The following is a 14,812-nucleotide window of genomic DNA, read 5'->3' as shown; positions in this document are numbered from 1 at the left end:
TAGCGGAATGATGCATTTCTAATCAGCTTATTTCCAGTAAAAGAACATGACAATACAGCAACTCGAATATATCATTGCAGTGGACAAATTCAGACATTTTGGCCAAGCTGCAGAATCTTGTTTTGTAACCCAACCGACGCTGAGTGCCCAAGTAAGTAAGCTTGAAAAGGAATTGGAGGTCATTTTGTTTGACAGATCCAAAATGCCGGTGATTCCTACAGAAATCGGTGCTCAGATCATCACTCAGGCCAAAAAGGTCGTTTCTGAAAGTAAAGGGATTTTCGAACTGGTTTCCCAATTGAAGGGCGATATCAGTGGCGTGATCAAATTGGGAATAATCCCTACCCTGGCACCGTACCTTTTGCACCGCTTTATCAAAAGTTTTCTGGAAAAGTATCCCAACGTTAAAATTCAGGTGGAGGAGATCGTCACAGAAGAAATTATCAGGAAGCTCAAGAACGACGAACTGGATTTAGGCATAGTGGTGACCCCACTCAATGAACCTGGAATATTGGAAAAGCCAGTTTTTTACGAGAAATTTTTAGCTTATATGTCCAAAGGTCATCCTTTGCTCAAAAAAGAAAAACTGGTAGCGGAAGATTTGGACACCAACGATATGTGGATGTTGCAGCAGGGACATTGTTTCAGGGATCAGGTCCTGAATCTGTGTAATCAAAATAAGTTCGAAAGAATGAATTTCCACTATGAAAGTGGTTCATTGGAGGGGCTTAGAAATATGGTCAACCAATATACAGGTTTCACATTACTGCCAGAATTGGCCACCTTTTTCCTGAGCGATGAAGAAAAAACAAGATTAAGGAGATTTGAAGGGGAGGAGCCTATCCGTGAGGTAAGTATTGTGTTGACGAGAAGTTTTCTCAAGAAAAAATTGGTGGAATTACTCTTCAAAGAAATCAGTGATGCCATTCCACAGGAGATGACTTCCAAGGCTCATGGCAAAGTGGTCAGGTTCAAATAAAACTTTACTTTTAATGTTTAAAACCATAACTAACATTTCTCCGTAAGAAGAGCATGTTATCGTAGCCCATACTTAACTTTTATGAAAAGACTGATTGCCATTTTCTCGATTGTGATTTTTGCTTCTTCTTGTGACTTTACAGAGGAACCTGAAATAGAAGAGGAACTTGAATTAAGGGGATATAATAATCTCCATGAGGCACTGGAAAACCCCAAATCAGTTCAAAACCTTAGGTTATCCTTCATAAATGAAGGGGATTTGACTGTTTTACCGGAATCAATCGGCTTATTTGAAAACCTTGCCGTTCTGGAACTTGAGAATTTTCCTTCAATGGAAAATTTGCCGGAAGCCATCGGAGATCTTGCAGAATTAAAAATCCTATCCCTTCGAAACGTCAAACTTGCTGCTTTTCCAAGCAGTTTTGGAAAATTGGGGAAGTTGCAAGAAATTTTATTGGAGAATGTACCCTTAGATGGAACAGATCCCTTTCCTCCTTCTTTTTCCAATTTGGAACAACTTAGGAAAGTGGAAATTTTCCGAACTGAATTGGACCATTTACCTCCTTCCCTTACCACATTGGACAATCTTCAGGAATTGAAAATACAGTTTTCAAATATTGATGTCGTTCCAAGCCATATTCAGGGACTGACATCAATAAAGAGTTTGAGGATCGAACATGGTAAAATTCAAAGTCTAGCACCTGAAATCTCAGTGTTGAAGCAATTGGAAACCCTTTCTTTCAACAGAAACCAACTGGAAAATTTCTCTCTGGAACTTGGTAACCTGACTTCATTAAAGATTTTAGCATTGGAAGGGAACCTTCTGAGCACAGTTGATACGGATTTTTCGGTATTGACCAATTTAGAATCCCTGAACCTCTCTATCAACCAACTTATTGCTTTTCCACAAAACGTTCAGAATCTTCCCAATTTGAAGTTTTTAGACTTGGCCATCAATAAACTTAAAGAGGTACCTACTCAATTGGGCACTAATACCAACCTAAATCATATTAATCTGGCTGGAAATCAAATTAAATCCTTTGGCGGATTTCCTGCGCTTTCTACTTTACAAAGGATCAACTTGAATGGAAATACAGGTTTGATTTTGGAGGATTCATTTTTTGATCAGATAAGCCTCCAAAGCCTTGAGCTAAGTCAAACCGGCATGGATGAATTGAATCCAAAAATAGGTCAATTGATCGCGATGAGATGGTTGTACCTCTCAGATAACAAGTTAAAGACCCTACCTGAAGATATAAGAAGTCTGACCAAACTCGAAACTTTGGGTTTAGCAAAGAATGAATTTACTAAAGAGGAGATCGAAAAAATTAGGTCATGGTTTAATTTCAATATTTGGTACCCCTTTGATGAATGAAACCAGATGAAAATCATCTAATTTTGGGGTCAAATTGTGATATGCCTAAGCCATGGGAAAAAGATTCTTTCTTCTCTTTTTGATTTCTTCGATAAGTGTCTATCCTGCCTTTTCCCAGAATTTTGTAAAGAAATACATCAATGGTATCCTGAATGATTCCAGTGATACCAGCAAACCACAGTTTATAACTTATCCTACATTAGCCTATTCTCCTGAAACAAGTTGGGAGATTGGCCTCTCTTCTTTGTTGGTTTATTATGCGAAGAGGGATACCAGTAACCGGTTAAGTGAAGTCAATGCTTTTACTTTCCTTACCTTAGAGAACCAGTATGGCCTTTGGTTTGACCATGCCCTGTATTCAGACCAAAACAAATGGTTTTTCTTGGGTAGAATCAGATTGCAAAGTTTCCCCTTAAAGTACCATGGCATAGGAATGGATACTCCGAAAGAATACCTGGCTTTGGTTGATGCCAATCAGGTTGTGATCAAAGAAAGGGTTTTGAGAGAAATTAGGAAAAACCTCTATGCAGGACTTGAAGTGGATTTTCAACGTTTAAGTAGTGTTGATTTCAAACCCTCTTCTGAGGCCCCAGCATTTGATCTGCCTTTGGGTTACCAGGGCACGACCAATTTAGGGTTTGGATTGGGGGTAGTATATGACGATAGGCATAATGTACTTAATGTGCGAAAAGGCAATTTTGCAGAACTGGCTTATCTCAAATATCCAAGTCCTTTAAGTTCAAGTGATTTCAGTACCATTATTTTGGATACCCGAATTTTTAGGCCAATAGGTATACATAATGTACTTGCCTGGCAGGTTTTTGGAGAGTTTAATGCCGGAGAAGTCCCCTTCAACCAACTGGCTTTGATGGGGGGTGATAGCATGATGCGGGGCTATTATTATGGGCGTTTCCGGGATAAGAATCAGTTGGCTACACAGTTGGAATACAGGATGCTGCCCTTGCCTTTGGGCTTTACGGATAGACTGGGTGCAGCAGTTTTTGCCGGTGCGGCTACCGTTTTTCCTGATTTTTCAAAAGCATCCATCCATAAGATTGTATGGTCAGCTGGTGGAGGGCTTAGGTTTTTGTTGTTTCCAAAAAAAGACATTTATACCCGTTTTGACGTAGCCTTTACGCAGGAAGGGACAGGGTATTATTTGTTTATTGGGGAAGCTTTTTAGATTTATCAATTATTAATTACCAATTACAAAATCCAAGCTCCAAAACTCAAGCTCCATATTCAAAAGTTCAATTTCCAAAATGATCAAACTGGAGCTTTTAGATTCTGACCTCTCGGTAATCAATGGCTTTTAGAAGCTAATGAGAAAGCCAGAAGGACTGATCCGTTTAATAATTATTGGCTTCAATTTTTTAAGGATTTTGATGGTATTGTCAATGATTGTGGGAAAAGAACAAAACTTAGCATCTAAAAAACTAGGTCAATTCATCTTTTAGTTTTATTTTAAGGGCTCAATATGTTGTTTAATTTTCTTCTGAATTAGAATTTTTGATAAATGATTAGACCATATTTCTTCTTTTCACGAGTTGTTCCGGTAACCATGATCGCATTTTCCATATGGTCATGTTCCGGAAAAGAATCAAAAGAACAATCGGGTAAGTATTCCGATTTCACGATCCGGATGGATACGGTCATGGTAGATCCTGGTGATGAAATCCTGATGGCTGCTACAAATGGCTATGCCCATTCGGTGACCAAAGACCTCAGGACCTTATATTATTGGGATTTTCAGGGATCACAAATAGAGGTGATCGACCTGGAAAAAATGGCCTTTGTTGAAAAAATACCTGTTGAAAAAGAGGGACCTAATGGTGTGGGTCAAAATGGGTACCTGATGCGTTTGTTGGGTAATGGAAACCTCGCATTTCTGGGATGGGATAACAAAATTGCCATAACAGATGTGAAAGGCAATGTCTTAAGCCGGGTCAAACTGGATGAACCTTGGATGACTGAAGGAATTGAGAATTTTGGGACTTTGTCTTTTCTGGGATTTTCTGAAGATGGCAGTAAAATCTACTGTAACTTTTCAAACTATGAAAAGCTACAGCCCAAAGTTGTGGAATTGAATCTTGATCAGGAAAGCAAAAAGATCATAGAATTACCCACTTTCGAAAAAATGGACAAATTCAGAGTCTCTTGGACCTCTGAAGATGGGACAAGCAGGTCTATGACCTATCCTTCTTTGAATATGACACCTTTCAAGGGACAGTATCTCTTTACTACCAACATTCTCAACAGTATCTACCGCTTCGATCCGCAGAAGGACAGTGTAGATCTAATGCAATATGAAAATACCCTAACCCCAAATGAAAAAGCCGGGGTTTACAAAAATGAGGTGGCTTCCCAGTCTGATATACGGGAAGTGAGTGATAAAATCAGAGAGGAAATCAACTTTCAACTGCCCGTTTGGGATGAAAAAAAACAGGTCTTCTACCGCTTTTCTTATTATGCTCTTCCCAAAATAGCTGATGAAAAAGTGAAATTCAGGAGTTTTATCAGTATTCTGAATGCTGATTTTGAACTGATTGCTGAAAAAGAGATCACTGATTTAGGCTTGAATATCCCAAACGTGCAATTTATAAAAGATGGCAAAATTTATCTCTTTTTGAATTTGGATGATGAATTGGCATATATCAGGTTGGCTATTGAATAAATCCACTTACCATGAAAAACTTTTTTATTACACTGCTTTGTTGTTTGCTTTTTGCATGCGCTGAAAAAAAAGGTTCCGAAAGAGCTGAACTTTCCCAACTTACCTTCTCTTTGGACACAATAATGATCGATTCTGGAGAGGAAATTTTGTACCTGAGGGATAACTTATGGGTTTCTGATATTTCCAAAGATGGCAAATACCTTTTCAATTACAACAGGAAGGATGCGGTGATGGAAAAAATAGACCTGGATCAGCAAAAGTTGGTGGGAAAAATACTTTTTGAAAAAGAAGGACCTGATGGCGTGGGTGATTATATATCAGACATTTCCATTACTGCTGATGAATCGGTTGTCATGTGGTACTATGGATTAACATCAATTTTCAATCAACAGGCCAAATTAGTGAGGAACCTCAATTTTGGCAAAATAACAAGTGGAGAGGTCAGCGAATCTGACACATTTCTTTATTCCATTTATGAAAACAGTGAAAATCCAGACCGGTTTTTGGGTTTCTATCTGCAATGGAAAGATCAAAATTATTTTTTGCTAGACGTGGATGTAAAAAATGAAACATACAGGAAAATTGAGCTCCCTGAATTAAATAAAATCAAAGAATTTTCGGTGGATCTTTTATTTGATGGCCAATGGGTAGGAAATTTTGGTGCTGATGTGCGTCCTGAAGCTTTTATGGATAAAATTATCATCACCAATAATTCCTTTAATGAGGCTTATATCTACGATATGAGCATAGATTCACTGATCATGAGGGCCTTTAACAGTGTTCTTCTTGGTAACAAAAAATCTTATCTACCTCCTAAACAGTTAGATTTTGAATCATCTCAGCGATGGGATGTGGATAGAAAGTTAAAGGAAGATATCAATTTTGGAAGCATTCATTGGGATGCTGGTAATCAACGCTACTTGAGGTTATCTTACCAAGAAAAGTTTGGTGAGGAAATGATTGAAAATCGGGGCTATAAGGCGATAGGTGCTGAGGTATTCTTAAGTGTATTTGATAAGGATTTTAATTTATTGGCTGAATCTGTAGTGCCACAGTTGAACAAAAGGGCAGCCAAGCATTTTGTTAAAGATGGACAAATCTGGATTTTCGAAAATATTGACGATGAAATGGCATTTTTGAGGCTTGAAATTTTGGATAGGTAAATAAAGTATTGATCTCCCATTCTTCATTTATCACTTTTCATTCTACATTATTAATCCAGTAGCACCGCTCCAATCCCATTGCCCTCTGGAAAAGTAATCTGCTCAGGAGTGATTTCCATACCTTTGGCGATATCCTTTGACAATAGCATGGCTCCGTCCATATCCACATAATCCAGTAAGGGTGCAATATGGGCAATGGCGGTTATGCCCACAGATGATTCCGTCATGCAGCCCACCATGGTTTTCATGCCCAATGACTTGGCTTCATGGATCATCCTGAGTCCCGGCGTGATACCGCCTGCCTTGACCAATTTCACATTGATGCCATGAAAAAGGCCATGGCATTTTTTGACATCTGACTCCACGATACAGCTTTCGTCAGCGATTACCGGAAGCTTGGAATATTGGTACACTTCCTTCATCCCTTCCAGGTCATCTTTACCCAAGGGCTGTTCCATAAACTCCACATTCAGCTTGGCCAATTCTTCAGAATTACGGATAGCTTGTTCTGCAGTCCAGGCACAATTGGCATCAATCCTAAACCTTGAATTGGTATGTTTTCTAAGTTCCCGTATGATGTCCAGATCATGATCTGTTCCCAGTTTGATTTTATACAATGGCCAGTCCACTTCTTTCATCTTGGCGACCATCTTCTCTATGGTATCTATCCCGATTGTAAAATTGGTAAGGGGTATATTTTTGGGATCCAAGCCCAGGTATTCATAGAGCTTCATTCCCTTTTTCTTGGTGAAAATATCCCAAGCAGCCATATCCAGGGCACATTGTGCAAAAGGATTATCCGCAAAAATGGCACTACCCATTTCCCAAAGTTCTTCAGGATTTTTCCATTCCCCCTTTTCCACCAATTCCTTCGCAGCTTCTAGCCTGTTTCCAATATTCTCTGCTGTCATTCCATAAAATGGATTCGTGGTGGTCTCACCTAGACCAAAAAAATTGCCATCTTCCAATTTGACGATGATGGTATCCTGCACGTCACGGCTCTGATGGGCAATGGTAAAGGTGTGCTTTAAAGGCAGATCACGAACAGAAAATGACAGTTTCATGGAGATTATTTTGGTTTTAAGACAAAAGTAAATTTATTTTTTTGCCTAAGTTCATAACTTAGACGAATAATTTCAAATCCAGACCATACCATGTTTCATCAACACAGCCCTCTAAAGTTTATCAGAATCTTTTTGTTGATTTCGATCTTCTATGCATGCCAACCTGCAGTAGAGGAAAAAGAGATTGCAGTAGAACCCCTCGAGCAAGCATATGCGCTGTATCAGGAAAAATCGGTAAACCACCGTAGGTTCAAGCAAGCGGATGTGCTCCATTTGGTGACGGATAGAAAAGGGGATTTTTTAGTGGAAGAAATAGGCAGGTCTTTGGAAAACAAACCAGTCTACCAGATGACCATCGGCAATGGTCCGACCAAAGTCATGCTATGGTCCCAGATGCATGGTAATGAAAGTACGGCCACCATGGCATTATTTGACTTGTTCAATTTTCTTGAAGGAAAGGATGATGATTTTGAAGAGCTGAGAAGCAAACTCAAAGAAAAACTCACCATACGTTTTATTCCTATGGTCAATCCTGACGGTATGGATCAGTGGATCAGGAGAAATGCTCTTGATATTGACCTGAACAGGGATGCCATCAAATTGGCCTCCCCAGAGGCAGTAATCCTGAAAAATGCGAGGGACAGTTTTTCCCCTGAATTCGGATTCAACCTTCATGACCAACAAGTGTATTATACCGCAGGGGAATCCGCAACTCCAGCCACCATTTCTGTACTAGCCCCGGCTTACAATTACGAAACTGAAGTCAATGAGGTCCGAAAAAGGGCCTTGCAGGTCATTGTGGGCATGAACAAAGTCATGCAAAAGGTGGCTCCCGGCCATGTGGGCAAATACGATGATGCTTTTGAACCAAGAGCCTTTGGGGATAATTTCCAAAAATGGGGTACCAGCACTATTTTGATTGAATCAGGAGGTTATCCAAATGATCCAGAAAAACAGGTCATTCGGAAATTCAACTTTATGATCATGCTGCATGCGTTGGAGGAAATTGCTGATGGCAGCTACACTACATATTCTTTGGATGATTACTACAGCATTCCGGACAATTCCCTTCGCCTGATGGACTTGGTCATCAGAAATATTTCCATGAAAAAAGAAAACCATTCCTATGAAGTAGATATGGGCGTAAGAAGAAGGGAAACTGACGCTCATGGAGATTATTTTGTCAATGGAGTGGTCGATGATCTGGGCGATCTTTCCATTTTTTATGGCTTTGAGGAGTTGGATGCTACCGGAATGGATGTTGTGGAGGGAAAGGTCTTTGAAACTATCTTTAACAGCCTCGCTGATATTACTCCCGAAAAGGCAATGGAGCTTTTGAAGGAAGGCTATTTGGGCGTCAAAGTGAAGGAAGCTGCAGATAGGGAGTTATTTGACCTGCCTATCTTGGTCTTCAAAAATTCCGCTGCTATCGCTACAGGTCTAAGAACTGGTGGAAATCCTAATTTCTTCCTGGCTCAGGGAGGTACTCTAAAATATGCCGTGGTCAATGGCTATTTGGTCAATTTGGAAAATTCTCCACAAAAAGGCTATAAGCAACGCGCGCAGTAGGATCGACCAATTTTCCAGAAGGCTGATTTTTATATAAAATATTCACAATAAGCAGTTTATTTCTTAACTTTTAAGATTGATTGTTTATTTAAACCCATTCATCATGACAGCACTTTGGATTTTATTGGCGATTATTTTGGTAATTGCGTTTTATGCGGTAGGCATTTATAACCGTTTGGTGAAGCTCAGAACGACAGTTTCTGAGGCTTGGAGCGGCATCGATGTGCAGCTCAAAAAGCGATATGATCTTATTCCTAACCTTATCGAAACGGTCAAGGCTTATGCAACTCATGAAAAAGAAACCTTTGAATCTGTGACCAAAGCCCGTGCAGCAGCCCAATCGGCACATGGTGTGGAAGACCAACAGGCTGCTGAAAACAAGCTGAGCAAGGCGATGATGAATTTATTTGCTGTTGCGGAGCAATATCCGGAATTAAAATCTAACACTAACTTTTTACAAATGCAGCAGGACCTTTCAGCTATCGAGCAGGATATCGAAAGATCAAGAAGGTATTACAACGGCTCTGTAAGGGATCAGAATATTTTGATAGATTCATTTCCCAGCAATTTTGTGGCGAGTTCTTTTGGATTCCATAAGTCTCCTTTCTTTGAACTTGAGAATGAGGGAGAGAGAGCTGTACCAAAAGTCAGTTTCAAGTGAGAGGCTTATTGTTGACCTTATTCCTGTTTATTGGTTTTCAGCTTTTTGGACAGGAAGAATATATTAGGTCATTTCATTCGGACTTGCAGGTGGATGCTTCTGGCCTGTTGACGGTAACCGAAACCATTGAAGTCTATGCTGCCGGAGACCAAATCAGAAGAGGGATTGTCAGGTCACTTCCACTGAAAGGGACGGATTACCGCTACAAAACTGTTAAGACGGAGTATAAAGTCATCGGGGTTAAAATGAATGGACAGGATTCCCCTTTCGATACCGAAAAATCACAGGGTAATTTGAATATCAATGTCGGTGACGATACTTTTTTGGATCCGGGCTGGTATACATTTGAAATTACTTACTCAGCGGAGGGTCAATTGGGCTATTTTGATGATTACGATGAGCTTTATTGGAATGTCAATGGCTTTGGTTGGTCCTTTAGGATAGCAAAAATATCCGCATCAGTCCAAATTCCACAGGAAGCAGCGTTTTTACAGACCTCATGTTACACTGGGTATTCAGGTTCGACTGAACAAAACTGCACTACTGAAAAGCTGCCAGATGGCAGGATGATGTTCCTGGCTGAAAACTTGGCTGTCCAACAAAATCTAACAATTGCCACAGGTTTTACAAAGGGAGTTGTCAGTCCTCCGCCACCTCCTACTTTCTTTGAGCAGTTTGGTTTGTTGATTTGGACGGGATTGACAGCATTTGTGCTGTTGATCTATTACATTTTTACCTGGCAAAAGTATGGTGTGGATCCACCTAAGCCTACTGTGATTCCGGAATTTGATCCTCCTTCAAATTTATCTCCGGCATCAATGGGAATGATTCACAAAGGATATTTTTGGGGAGAGTTGATTTCAGCTTCTATCGTTCATCTGGCAGTGAATGGTTACCTGAGGATAGAGGAAAAAAGTAAAGAATATATCTTTGGTCTCATTAAAAATACAGAGTTTCATTTGGTCAAATTGAAAGATGCGGATGAATCCCTACCCAAAGAAGAGCGGATTTTGATGAATTATTTTTTCACTAATAGTCCAGTCTCGGTGATAGATGGGAAATATAGCAGTCATTTCAAAAGCATGTACAATGCCTACATGGGCAGCTTGACGGCAGAGCACCAACCATTTTTGAGTCAGGGCAGTAATTGGAAATTTTGGTTAGGTCCCATAGTCATTTTCATCATTTATGCCATTGGAGCGAGTAGGTTTGACTTTACCCAATATATGGCTCCGACGCTGGCTTTTGATATCGATCAGGTTCCTGTTTTACCCCTAGCTATTTTTGGACTGGTTTTCTTTGCCATTTTTATCAGCAAAAAAGGAGGGTCAATTTGGATGATATCTTCATTTATTGGCTTGGTGTTCTTGGCCGGCTCATATTATCTCTACAGACATAGCGCCATTTCTCTCAATAATTTCATTCTGGTTTTATTTATAGTTTTTGGAATCATTAGCTTCTTTATTTACATCTACCTTATTCGTAGGCCAAGTGTAGAAAAATTGGATTTAAGGGCAAGGATTGATGGTTTCAAGAGGTATCTAAGTGCCGCAGAAGAAAGGCAGTTGCAAATGTTCAACCCTCCCCAAATGACGCCTGAGGTTTTTGAAAAATTGCTACCATTTGCCATGGCATTTAAAGTGGATAAAATATGGGGTAACAAATTCCAGACACTGATAGAAAGGGGAAGCCTTCAACAGCAGCACCGCTCTTCTTGGTATTCAGGCTCCCGTACCTATTCATATGGAGCCTTAGGTAATCATATCAACAAATCCTTGACGAGTTCGATTAATCGCTCTTCAGGCACCAATAGCAGTGGAGGAAGCGGTTCATCAGGAGGAGGCTCTTCAGGAGGAGGCAGAGGCGGCGGTGGCGGCGGTGGCAGGTGAGACACGCAGCTTTTATCTTAAAATTCCGTAACTTTCATTCAGATAAAACCCAGCATTGTTAAACTTATGAAAAAGCATCTAACAGCCATCATTTTTGCTTTGGCGATTATCATAGCCGCAGCTATTTTGGGAAATGCCTTCCTGAACAGGAATAAAAGATCCGGGACGGTTGATGTCACCGGTTTGGGGCAAAAAAATTTCACCTCTGATCTAGTGGTTTGGGAGGGTAATTTCAGTAGGGAAAATATGGACATAAAAGTAGCCTATATAGAGCTGGAAAAAGACCGGAAGGCGGTTTTGGACTATTTGATTGCCAAAGGTATTCCTAAAGAGAAGATTATTTTCAATGCAGTGAACACCAATCCACTTTATAGACAGAATTATAATAGTAACGGTAATTATATGGGGCAGACTTTTTTGGGCTATGAGCTGAATCAGACCTTACAGATAGAGTCCAAGGATGTCGACAAGGTTGAGCAGATTTCGAGGGAAATTACCGAGCTGCTTCTTCAGGGTGTAAAATTCTATTCCCAAGCACCTAGGTATTATTATACAGATTTGGAAAGTCTTAAGATTGAAATGATTTCCCGGGCAACCGAAGATGCAAGGGTCCGTGCTGAAAAAATTGCCGAGAACTCAGGTTCCAAACTGGGCAGGTTGATTTCAGCAAATATGGGGATTTTTCAGATTACAGGACAAAACTCCAATGAGGATTACTCTTGGGGAGGAACTTTCAATACCTCATCAAAAGAAAAAACTGCCTCTATCACTATGCGCTTGAGTTATGGGGTAAAATAAGTGAAAATAAAAAAACCGTAGCCAAGGCCACGGTTTTTTTATAAAGGACTAGCGCAATGATTACCTTACTCTCTCCATCTCGCTGAAATAGAAGTTACCTTCTATGGCAGCGTTTTCGTCTGAGTCAGAGCCATGAACTGCATTTGCTTCAATGGATTTTGCGAAGATTTTTCTGATAGTACCTTCTGCAGCGTTTGCAGGATTGGTAGCACCGATCAAAGTTCTGAAATCTTCTACTGCATTTTCTTTTTCAAGGATAGCAGCGATGATTGGTCCAGAAGACATATACTTGCAAAGATCAGCGTAAAAAGGTCTTTCTTTATGTACTTCGTAGAATTTACCGGCCAATTCTGGAGTCAACTGAGTAGCTTTCATGGCTACGATTTTAAAACCCGCCTCTTCGATCATTTTCAGGATAGCGCCTGAGTTACCTGCGCCAAACGCGTCAGGCTTAATCATTGTGAATGTTCTGTTTCCTGCCATTTCTTTGGAATTTTTTTCTGATTATGAATTAGGGTGCAAAAATAGGGTAATTCGGTTAAACTCCATATATAAGCTGTGAAATCTATGTTATCTCTTTAAATACTAGCCCATTATGGGAATTGGGATTTTTAAAAAATAATACTGACCTTTGCGAACTATATTCCTTTCAAGGAATGTACAAAAGCAATCAAATGCAAGAATTAGAGTCATTCAAAGATAGAATTTCCTCTCCCCATAAAGTAGTTATCACCACCCACCACAAACCCGATGCAGATGCTTTGGGTTCTTCTTTGGGGATGGCAAACTACTTGAAGAAAAAGGGCCATGAGGTCACGGTGGTTACGCCTTCGGATTATCCTTCATTCCTTCATTGGATGAAAGGTAACGAACAAGTACTTAATTTCGAGGATCCTCAACATAGAGATATTGCCATCAAAAAGGTGCTTGAGGCTGATACCATCATCTGTTTGGATTTTTCCTGCTTGAAAAGATTACATGATCTGGCATCCTTCGTAACCAAATCCAATGCTTACATTGTCAACATTGATCATCATCAGGATCCAAAGGACTTTTCGGATTTCCAATATTGGAGTACAAGTGCGGCAGCTACTTGTGAACTTGTATATGAATTGATTGTCAAATTAGGGGACAGGGATTTGATTGATAAGGATATTGCGGATTGTCTTTATGCAGGTATCATGACAGATACAGGTGGTTTTAGGCATCCCAATACCACCAAAAATGTCCACTTGATCACAGCGGAATTGATTGATCTGGGAGCTGATAATTCAAAAATATCCCGATTGATTTATGATACCAATTCCATCAATAGACTAAAATTTATAGGTTTTGCCATTACCAGAAGGCTGACCATTTTGGAAGATCTCCAGACGGCATATTTTGCGATCAGCAAAAAGGATTTGAGGAAATATAATTCACAGACCGGAGATACAGAAGGCTTGGTCAATTATGCCCTTTCTTTGGATGGGGTTAAAATAGCGGCCCTGTTTACCGAAAGGGAAGATGGGGTGAAAATATCATTTAGATCGACCGAAGAAATTGCCGTTAATAAATTTGCAGCGGATCATTTCGAAGGAGGAGGCCATAAGAATGCCTCAGGAGGAAAGTCAAACCTTTCCCTGAAAGAAACAACTGAAAAATTCGAAAAACTCATAAAAGAAAATCAAAAATTACTCTTTAATCAATTAGAACTCATCCATGAAAAAAACTAAATCATTATTATTTACGCTTGCCATGATGGCTGTTGCCTTTACTGCAATGTCCTGCAAGCAGACAAAAACCACTTCTGACGGTATTGAGTACACCTACATCAAAGAAGGTAGCCAAGCACCTAAAAATGGAGAGTTCGTACTTTACCATTTGGTTGTGAAAACTGACAAGGATTCCACTTTCATTTCTACTTATGACCAAAGTGCACCTGCTTATCTTCAATTCAATGATTCTATCCCAAGACAGTCCGGAATGGATGAAATTTTCCTTGGTTTGAAAAAAGGAGATAGTATTGCTTTTGAAACCACTGCCCAAAAGGTATTTGCAGATAATGTTCCTTTCTTCCTGAAGAGTGATCAGAAAGTTAAAATCAGCATCGGAGTAGTCGATGTATTGGATTATGAAGGAGTAGAAGCGTATTTCAATGCCATTCAGGAAGCTGAAATGAAGAAGCAAGCTGAAAACTCCGTGAAGCAATTGGAAATTGACACGCAGATCATCCAAGATTACCTTGCTGCAAATAATATTGAAGCAACCAGGACATCTTCAGGTCTTTATTACGTCATAGAATCAGAAGGTACAGGAGCGGCGATTGAGACCGGCGATCTTGCTTTTGTGCACTATGCAGGTTATCTGATGGATGGTACCTTGTTTGATACCAGCATCAAAACATTAGCCCAGGAAAAAGGTGTTTACAATGAGCAAAGAGACTCCATGGACGGTTATGCACCATTGGAAGTTAGAGTAGGTATGGGCCAAGTTATCCAAGGTTGGGACGAAGGTCTTGCTTTGTTGAAAAAAGGAGATAAAGCAAAATTCTTTATTCCTTCTCCTTTGGCTTATGGTGATAGAAATGCAGGCGGTCCAATACAACCAAACTCTGTACTGATTTTCGACGTAGAAATCACAGACGTACAAAAATAAAAAA

The 14,812-nt window shown here is 39.9% G+C and carries 13 protein-coding genes; 11 read left to right on the top strand and 2 right to left on the bottom strand.

All coding sequences use genetic code 11. From position 1 onward, the window contains the following. The first annotated feature begins 46 nt into the window (after nt 1–46). The 5 genes from ACFFIP_RS01235 to ACFFIP_RS01215 all read left to right on the top strand — a co-directional run bounded on the left by ACFFIP_RS01235 (nt 47) and on the right by ACFFIP_RS01215 (nt 6,190). Nucleotides 47–979 (top strand): hydrogen peroxide-inducible genes activator, encoded by a 933-nt coding sequence (locus ACFFIP_RS01235; protein ID WP_382385741.1) that lies wholly within the window; start codon nt 47–49, stop codon nt 977–979. 81 nt (nt 980–1,060) lie between these two features. After that, on the top strand, nt 1,061–2,353 hold the full coding sequence (locus ACFFIP_RS01230; protein WP_382385740.1) for a leucine-rich repeat domain-containing protein: 1,293 nt from the start codon (nt 1,061–1,063) through the stop codon (nt 2,351–2,353). Between the two features lie 52 nt (nt 2,354–2,405). Further along, the gene (locus ACFFIP_RS01225) at nt 2,406–3,536 is read left to right on the top strand and encodes a BamA/TamA family outer membrane protein (protein ID WP_382385739.1); all 1,131 of its coding nucleotides are present in this window, start codon (nt 2,406–2,408) and stop codon (nt 3,534–3,536) included. Between the two features lie 333 nt (nt 3,537–3,869). Further along, nucleotides 3,870–5,027 carry a DUF4221 family protein gene (locus ACFFIP_RS01220; protein WP_382385738.1) on the top strand — a complete coding sequence of 386 codons (1,158 nt, stop codon included), beginning with the start codon at nt 3,870–3,872 and terminating at the stop codon, nt 5,025–5,027. Between the two features lie 11 nt (nt 5,028–5,038). Further along, entirely contained in the window at nt 5,039–6,190 is a 1,152-nt protein-coding gene (locus ACFFIP_RS01215) for a DUF4221 family protein (protein WP_382385737.1), read from the top strand. 50 nt (nt 6,191–6,240) lie between these two features. Here ACFFIP_RS01215 and ACFFIP_RS01210 read toward each other — a convergent pair whose 3' ends face one another. Continuing rightward, nucleotides 6,241–7,254 carry a dipeptide epimerase gene (locus ACFFIP_RS01210; protein WP_382385736.1) on the bottom strand — a complete coding sequence of 338 codons (1,014 nt, stop codon included), beginning with the start codon at nt 7,252–7,254 and terminating at the stop codon, nt 6,241–6,243. 90 nt (nt 7,255–7,344) lie between these two features. Here ACFFIP_RS01210 and ACFFIP_RS01205 point away from each other — a divergent pair, with 90 nt between their 5' ends. The 4 genes from ACFFIP_RS01205 (at nt 7,345) to ACFFIP_RS01190 (ending at nt 12,171) form a co-directional block, all read left to right on the top strand. Continuing rightward, entirely contained in the window at nt 7,345–8,823 is a 1,479-nt protein-coding gene (locus ACFFIP_RS01205) for a M14 family metallopeptidase (protein WP_382385735.1), read from the top strand. 103 nt (nt 8,824–8,926) lie between these two features. Next, on the top strand, nt 8,927–9,484 hold the full coding sequence (locus ACFFIP_RS01200; protein ID WP_382385734.1) for a LemA family protein: 558 nt from the start codon (nt 8,927–8,929) through the stop codon (nt 9,482–9,484). Continuing rightward, nucleotides 9,481–11,373, top strand: a complete 1,893-nt coding sequence (locus ACFFIP_RS01195; protein WP_382385733.1) for a DUF2207 domain-containing protein — start codon at nt 9,481–9,483, stop codon at nt 11,371–11,373. The genes ACFFIP_RS01200 and ACFFIP_RS01195 overlap by 4 nt, the downstream gene beginning before the upstream one ends. A 66-nt stretch (nt 11,374–11,439) precedes the next feature. Continuing rightward, nucleotides 11,440–12,171, top strand: a complete 732-nt coding sequence (locus ACFFIP_RS01190; RefSeq protein ID WP_382385732.1) for an SIMPL domain-containing protein — start codon at nt 11,440–11,442, stop codon at nt 12,169–12,171. A gap of 60 nt (nt 12,172–12,231) precedes the next feature. On the opposite strand, the gene ACFFIP_RS01185 is transcribed toward ACFFIP_RS01190, so the two are convergent. Further along, nucleotides 12,232–12,654: a nucleoside-diphosphate kinase gene (locus tag ACFFIP_RS01185; RefSeq protein ID WP_382385731.1), complete on the bottom strand. Its 423-nt coding sequence runs from the start codon at nt 12,652–12,654 to the stop codon at nt 12,232–12,234. Nucleotides 12,655–12,845: 191 nt separating this feature from the next. Between ACFFIP_RS01185 and ACFFIP_RS01180 the strand changes: the two genes are divergently transcribed. Both ACFFIP_RS01180 and ACFFIP_RS01175 read left to right on the top strand, forming a co-directional pair. After that, nucleotides 12,846–13,886, top strand: coding sequence for a DHH family phosphoesterase (locus ACFFIP_RS01180; protein ID WP_382385730.1), 1,041 nt, complete (start codon nt 12,846–12,848; stop codon nt 13,884–13,886). Beyond that, complete coding sequence (locus ACFFIP_RS01175) at nt 13,873–14,808, top strand: FKBP-type peptidyl-prolyl cis-trans isomerase (protein ID WP_382385729.1); 936 nt, start codon at nt 13,873–13,875, stop codon at nt 14,806–14,808. The genes ACFFIP_RS01180 and ACFFIP_RS01175 overlap by 14 nt, the downstream gene beginning before the upstream one ends. Nucleotides 14,809–14,812 lie beyond the last annotated feature (4 nt).

It is taken from the genome of Fontibacter flavus (assembly GCF_042432905.1).
In the GTDB taxonomy this organism is placed as follows: Bacteria; Bacteroidota; Bacteroidia; order Cytophagales; family Cyclobacteriaceae; genus Fontibacter; species Fontibacter flavus.
This window is presented reverse-complemented; position numbering and strand designations above follow the sequence as displayed.

Excerpts from the sequence above, each read along its gene's own strand:
- ACFFIP_RS01175 (WP_382385729.1), top strand. The coding sequence starts at position 13,873 with ATGAAAAAAACTAAATCATTATTATTTACGCTTGCCATGATGGCTGTT.
- ACFFIP_RS01185 (WP_382385731.1), bottom strand. The coding sequence starts at position 12,654 with ATGGCAGGAAACAGAACATTCACAATGATTAAGCCTGACGCGTTTGGC.
- ACFFIP_RS01230 (WP_382385740.1), top strand. The coding sequence starts at position 1,061 with ATGAAAAGACTGATTGCCATTTTCTCGATTGTGATTTTTGCTTCTTCT.
- ACFFIP_RS01205 (WP_382385735.1), top strand. The coding sequence starts at position 7,345 with ATGTTTCATCAACACAGCCCTCTAAAGTTTATCAGAATCTTTTTGTTG.
- ACFFIP_RS01210 (WP_382385736.1), bottom strand. The coding sequence starts at position 7,254 with ATGAAACTGTCATTTTCTGTTCGTGATCTGCCTTTAAAGCACACCTTT.
- ACFFIP_RS01190 (WP_382385732.1), top strand. The coding sequence starts at position 11,440 with ATGAAAAAGCATCTAACAGCCATCATTTTTGCTTTGGCGATTATCATA.
- ACFFIP_RS01180 (WP_382385730.1), top strand. The coding sequence starts at position 12,846 with ATGCAAGAATTAGAGTCATTCAAAGATAGAATTTCCTCTCCCCATAAA.
- ACFFIP_RS01200 (WP_382385734.1), top strand. The coding sequence starts at position 8,927 with ATGACAGCACTTTGGATTTTATTGGCGATTATTTTGGTAATTGCGTTT.
- ACFFIP_RS01235 (WP_382385741.1), top strand. The coding sequence starts at position 47 with ATGACAATACAGCAACTCGAATATATCATTGCAGTGGACAAATTCAGA.
- ACFFIP_RS01225 (WP_382385739.1), top strand. The coding sequence starts at position 2,406 with ATGGGAAAAAGATTCTTTCTTCTCTTTTTGATTTCTTCGATAAGTGTC.
- ACFFIP_RS01220 (WP_382385738.1), top strand. The coding sequence starts at position 3,870 with ATGATTAGACCATATTTCTTCTTTTCACGAGTTGTTCCGGTAACCATG.
- ACFFIP_RS01215 (WP_382385737.1), top strand. The coding sequence starts at position 5,039 with ATGAAAAACTTTTTTATTACACTGCTTTGTTGTTTGCTTTTTGCATGC.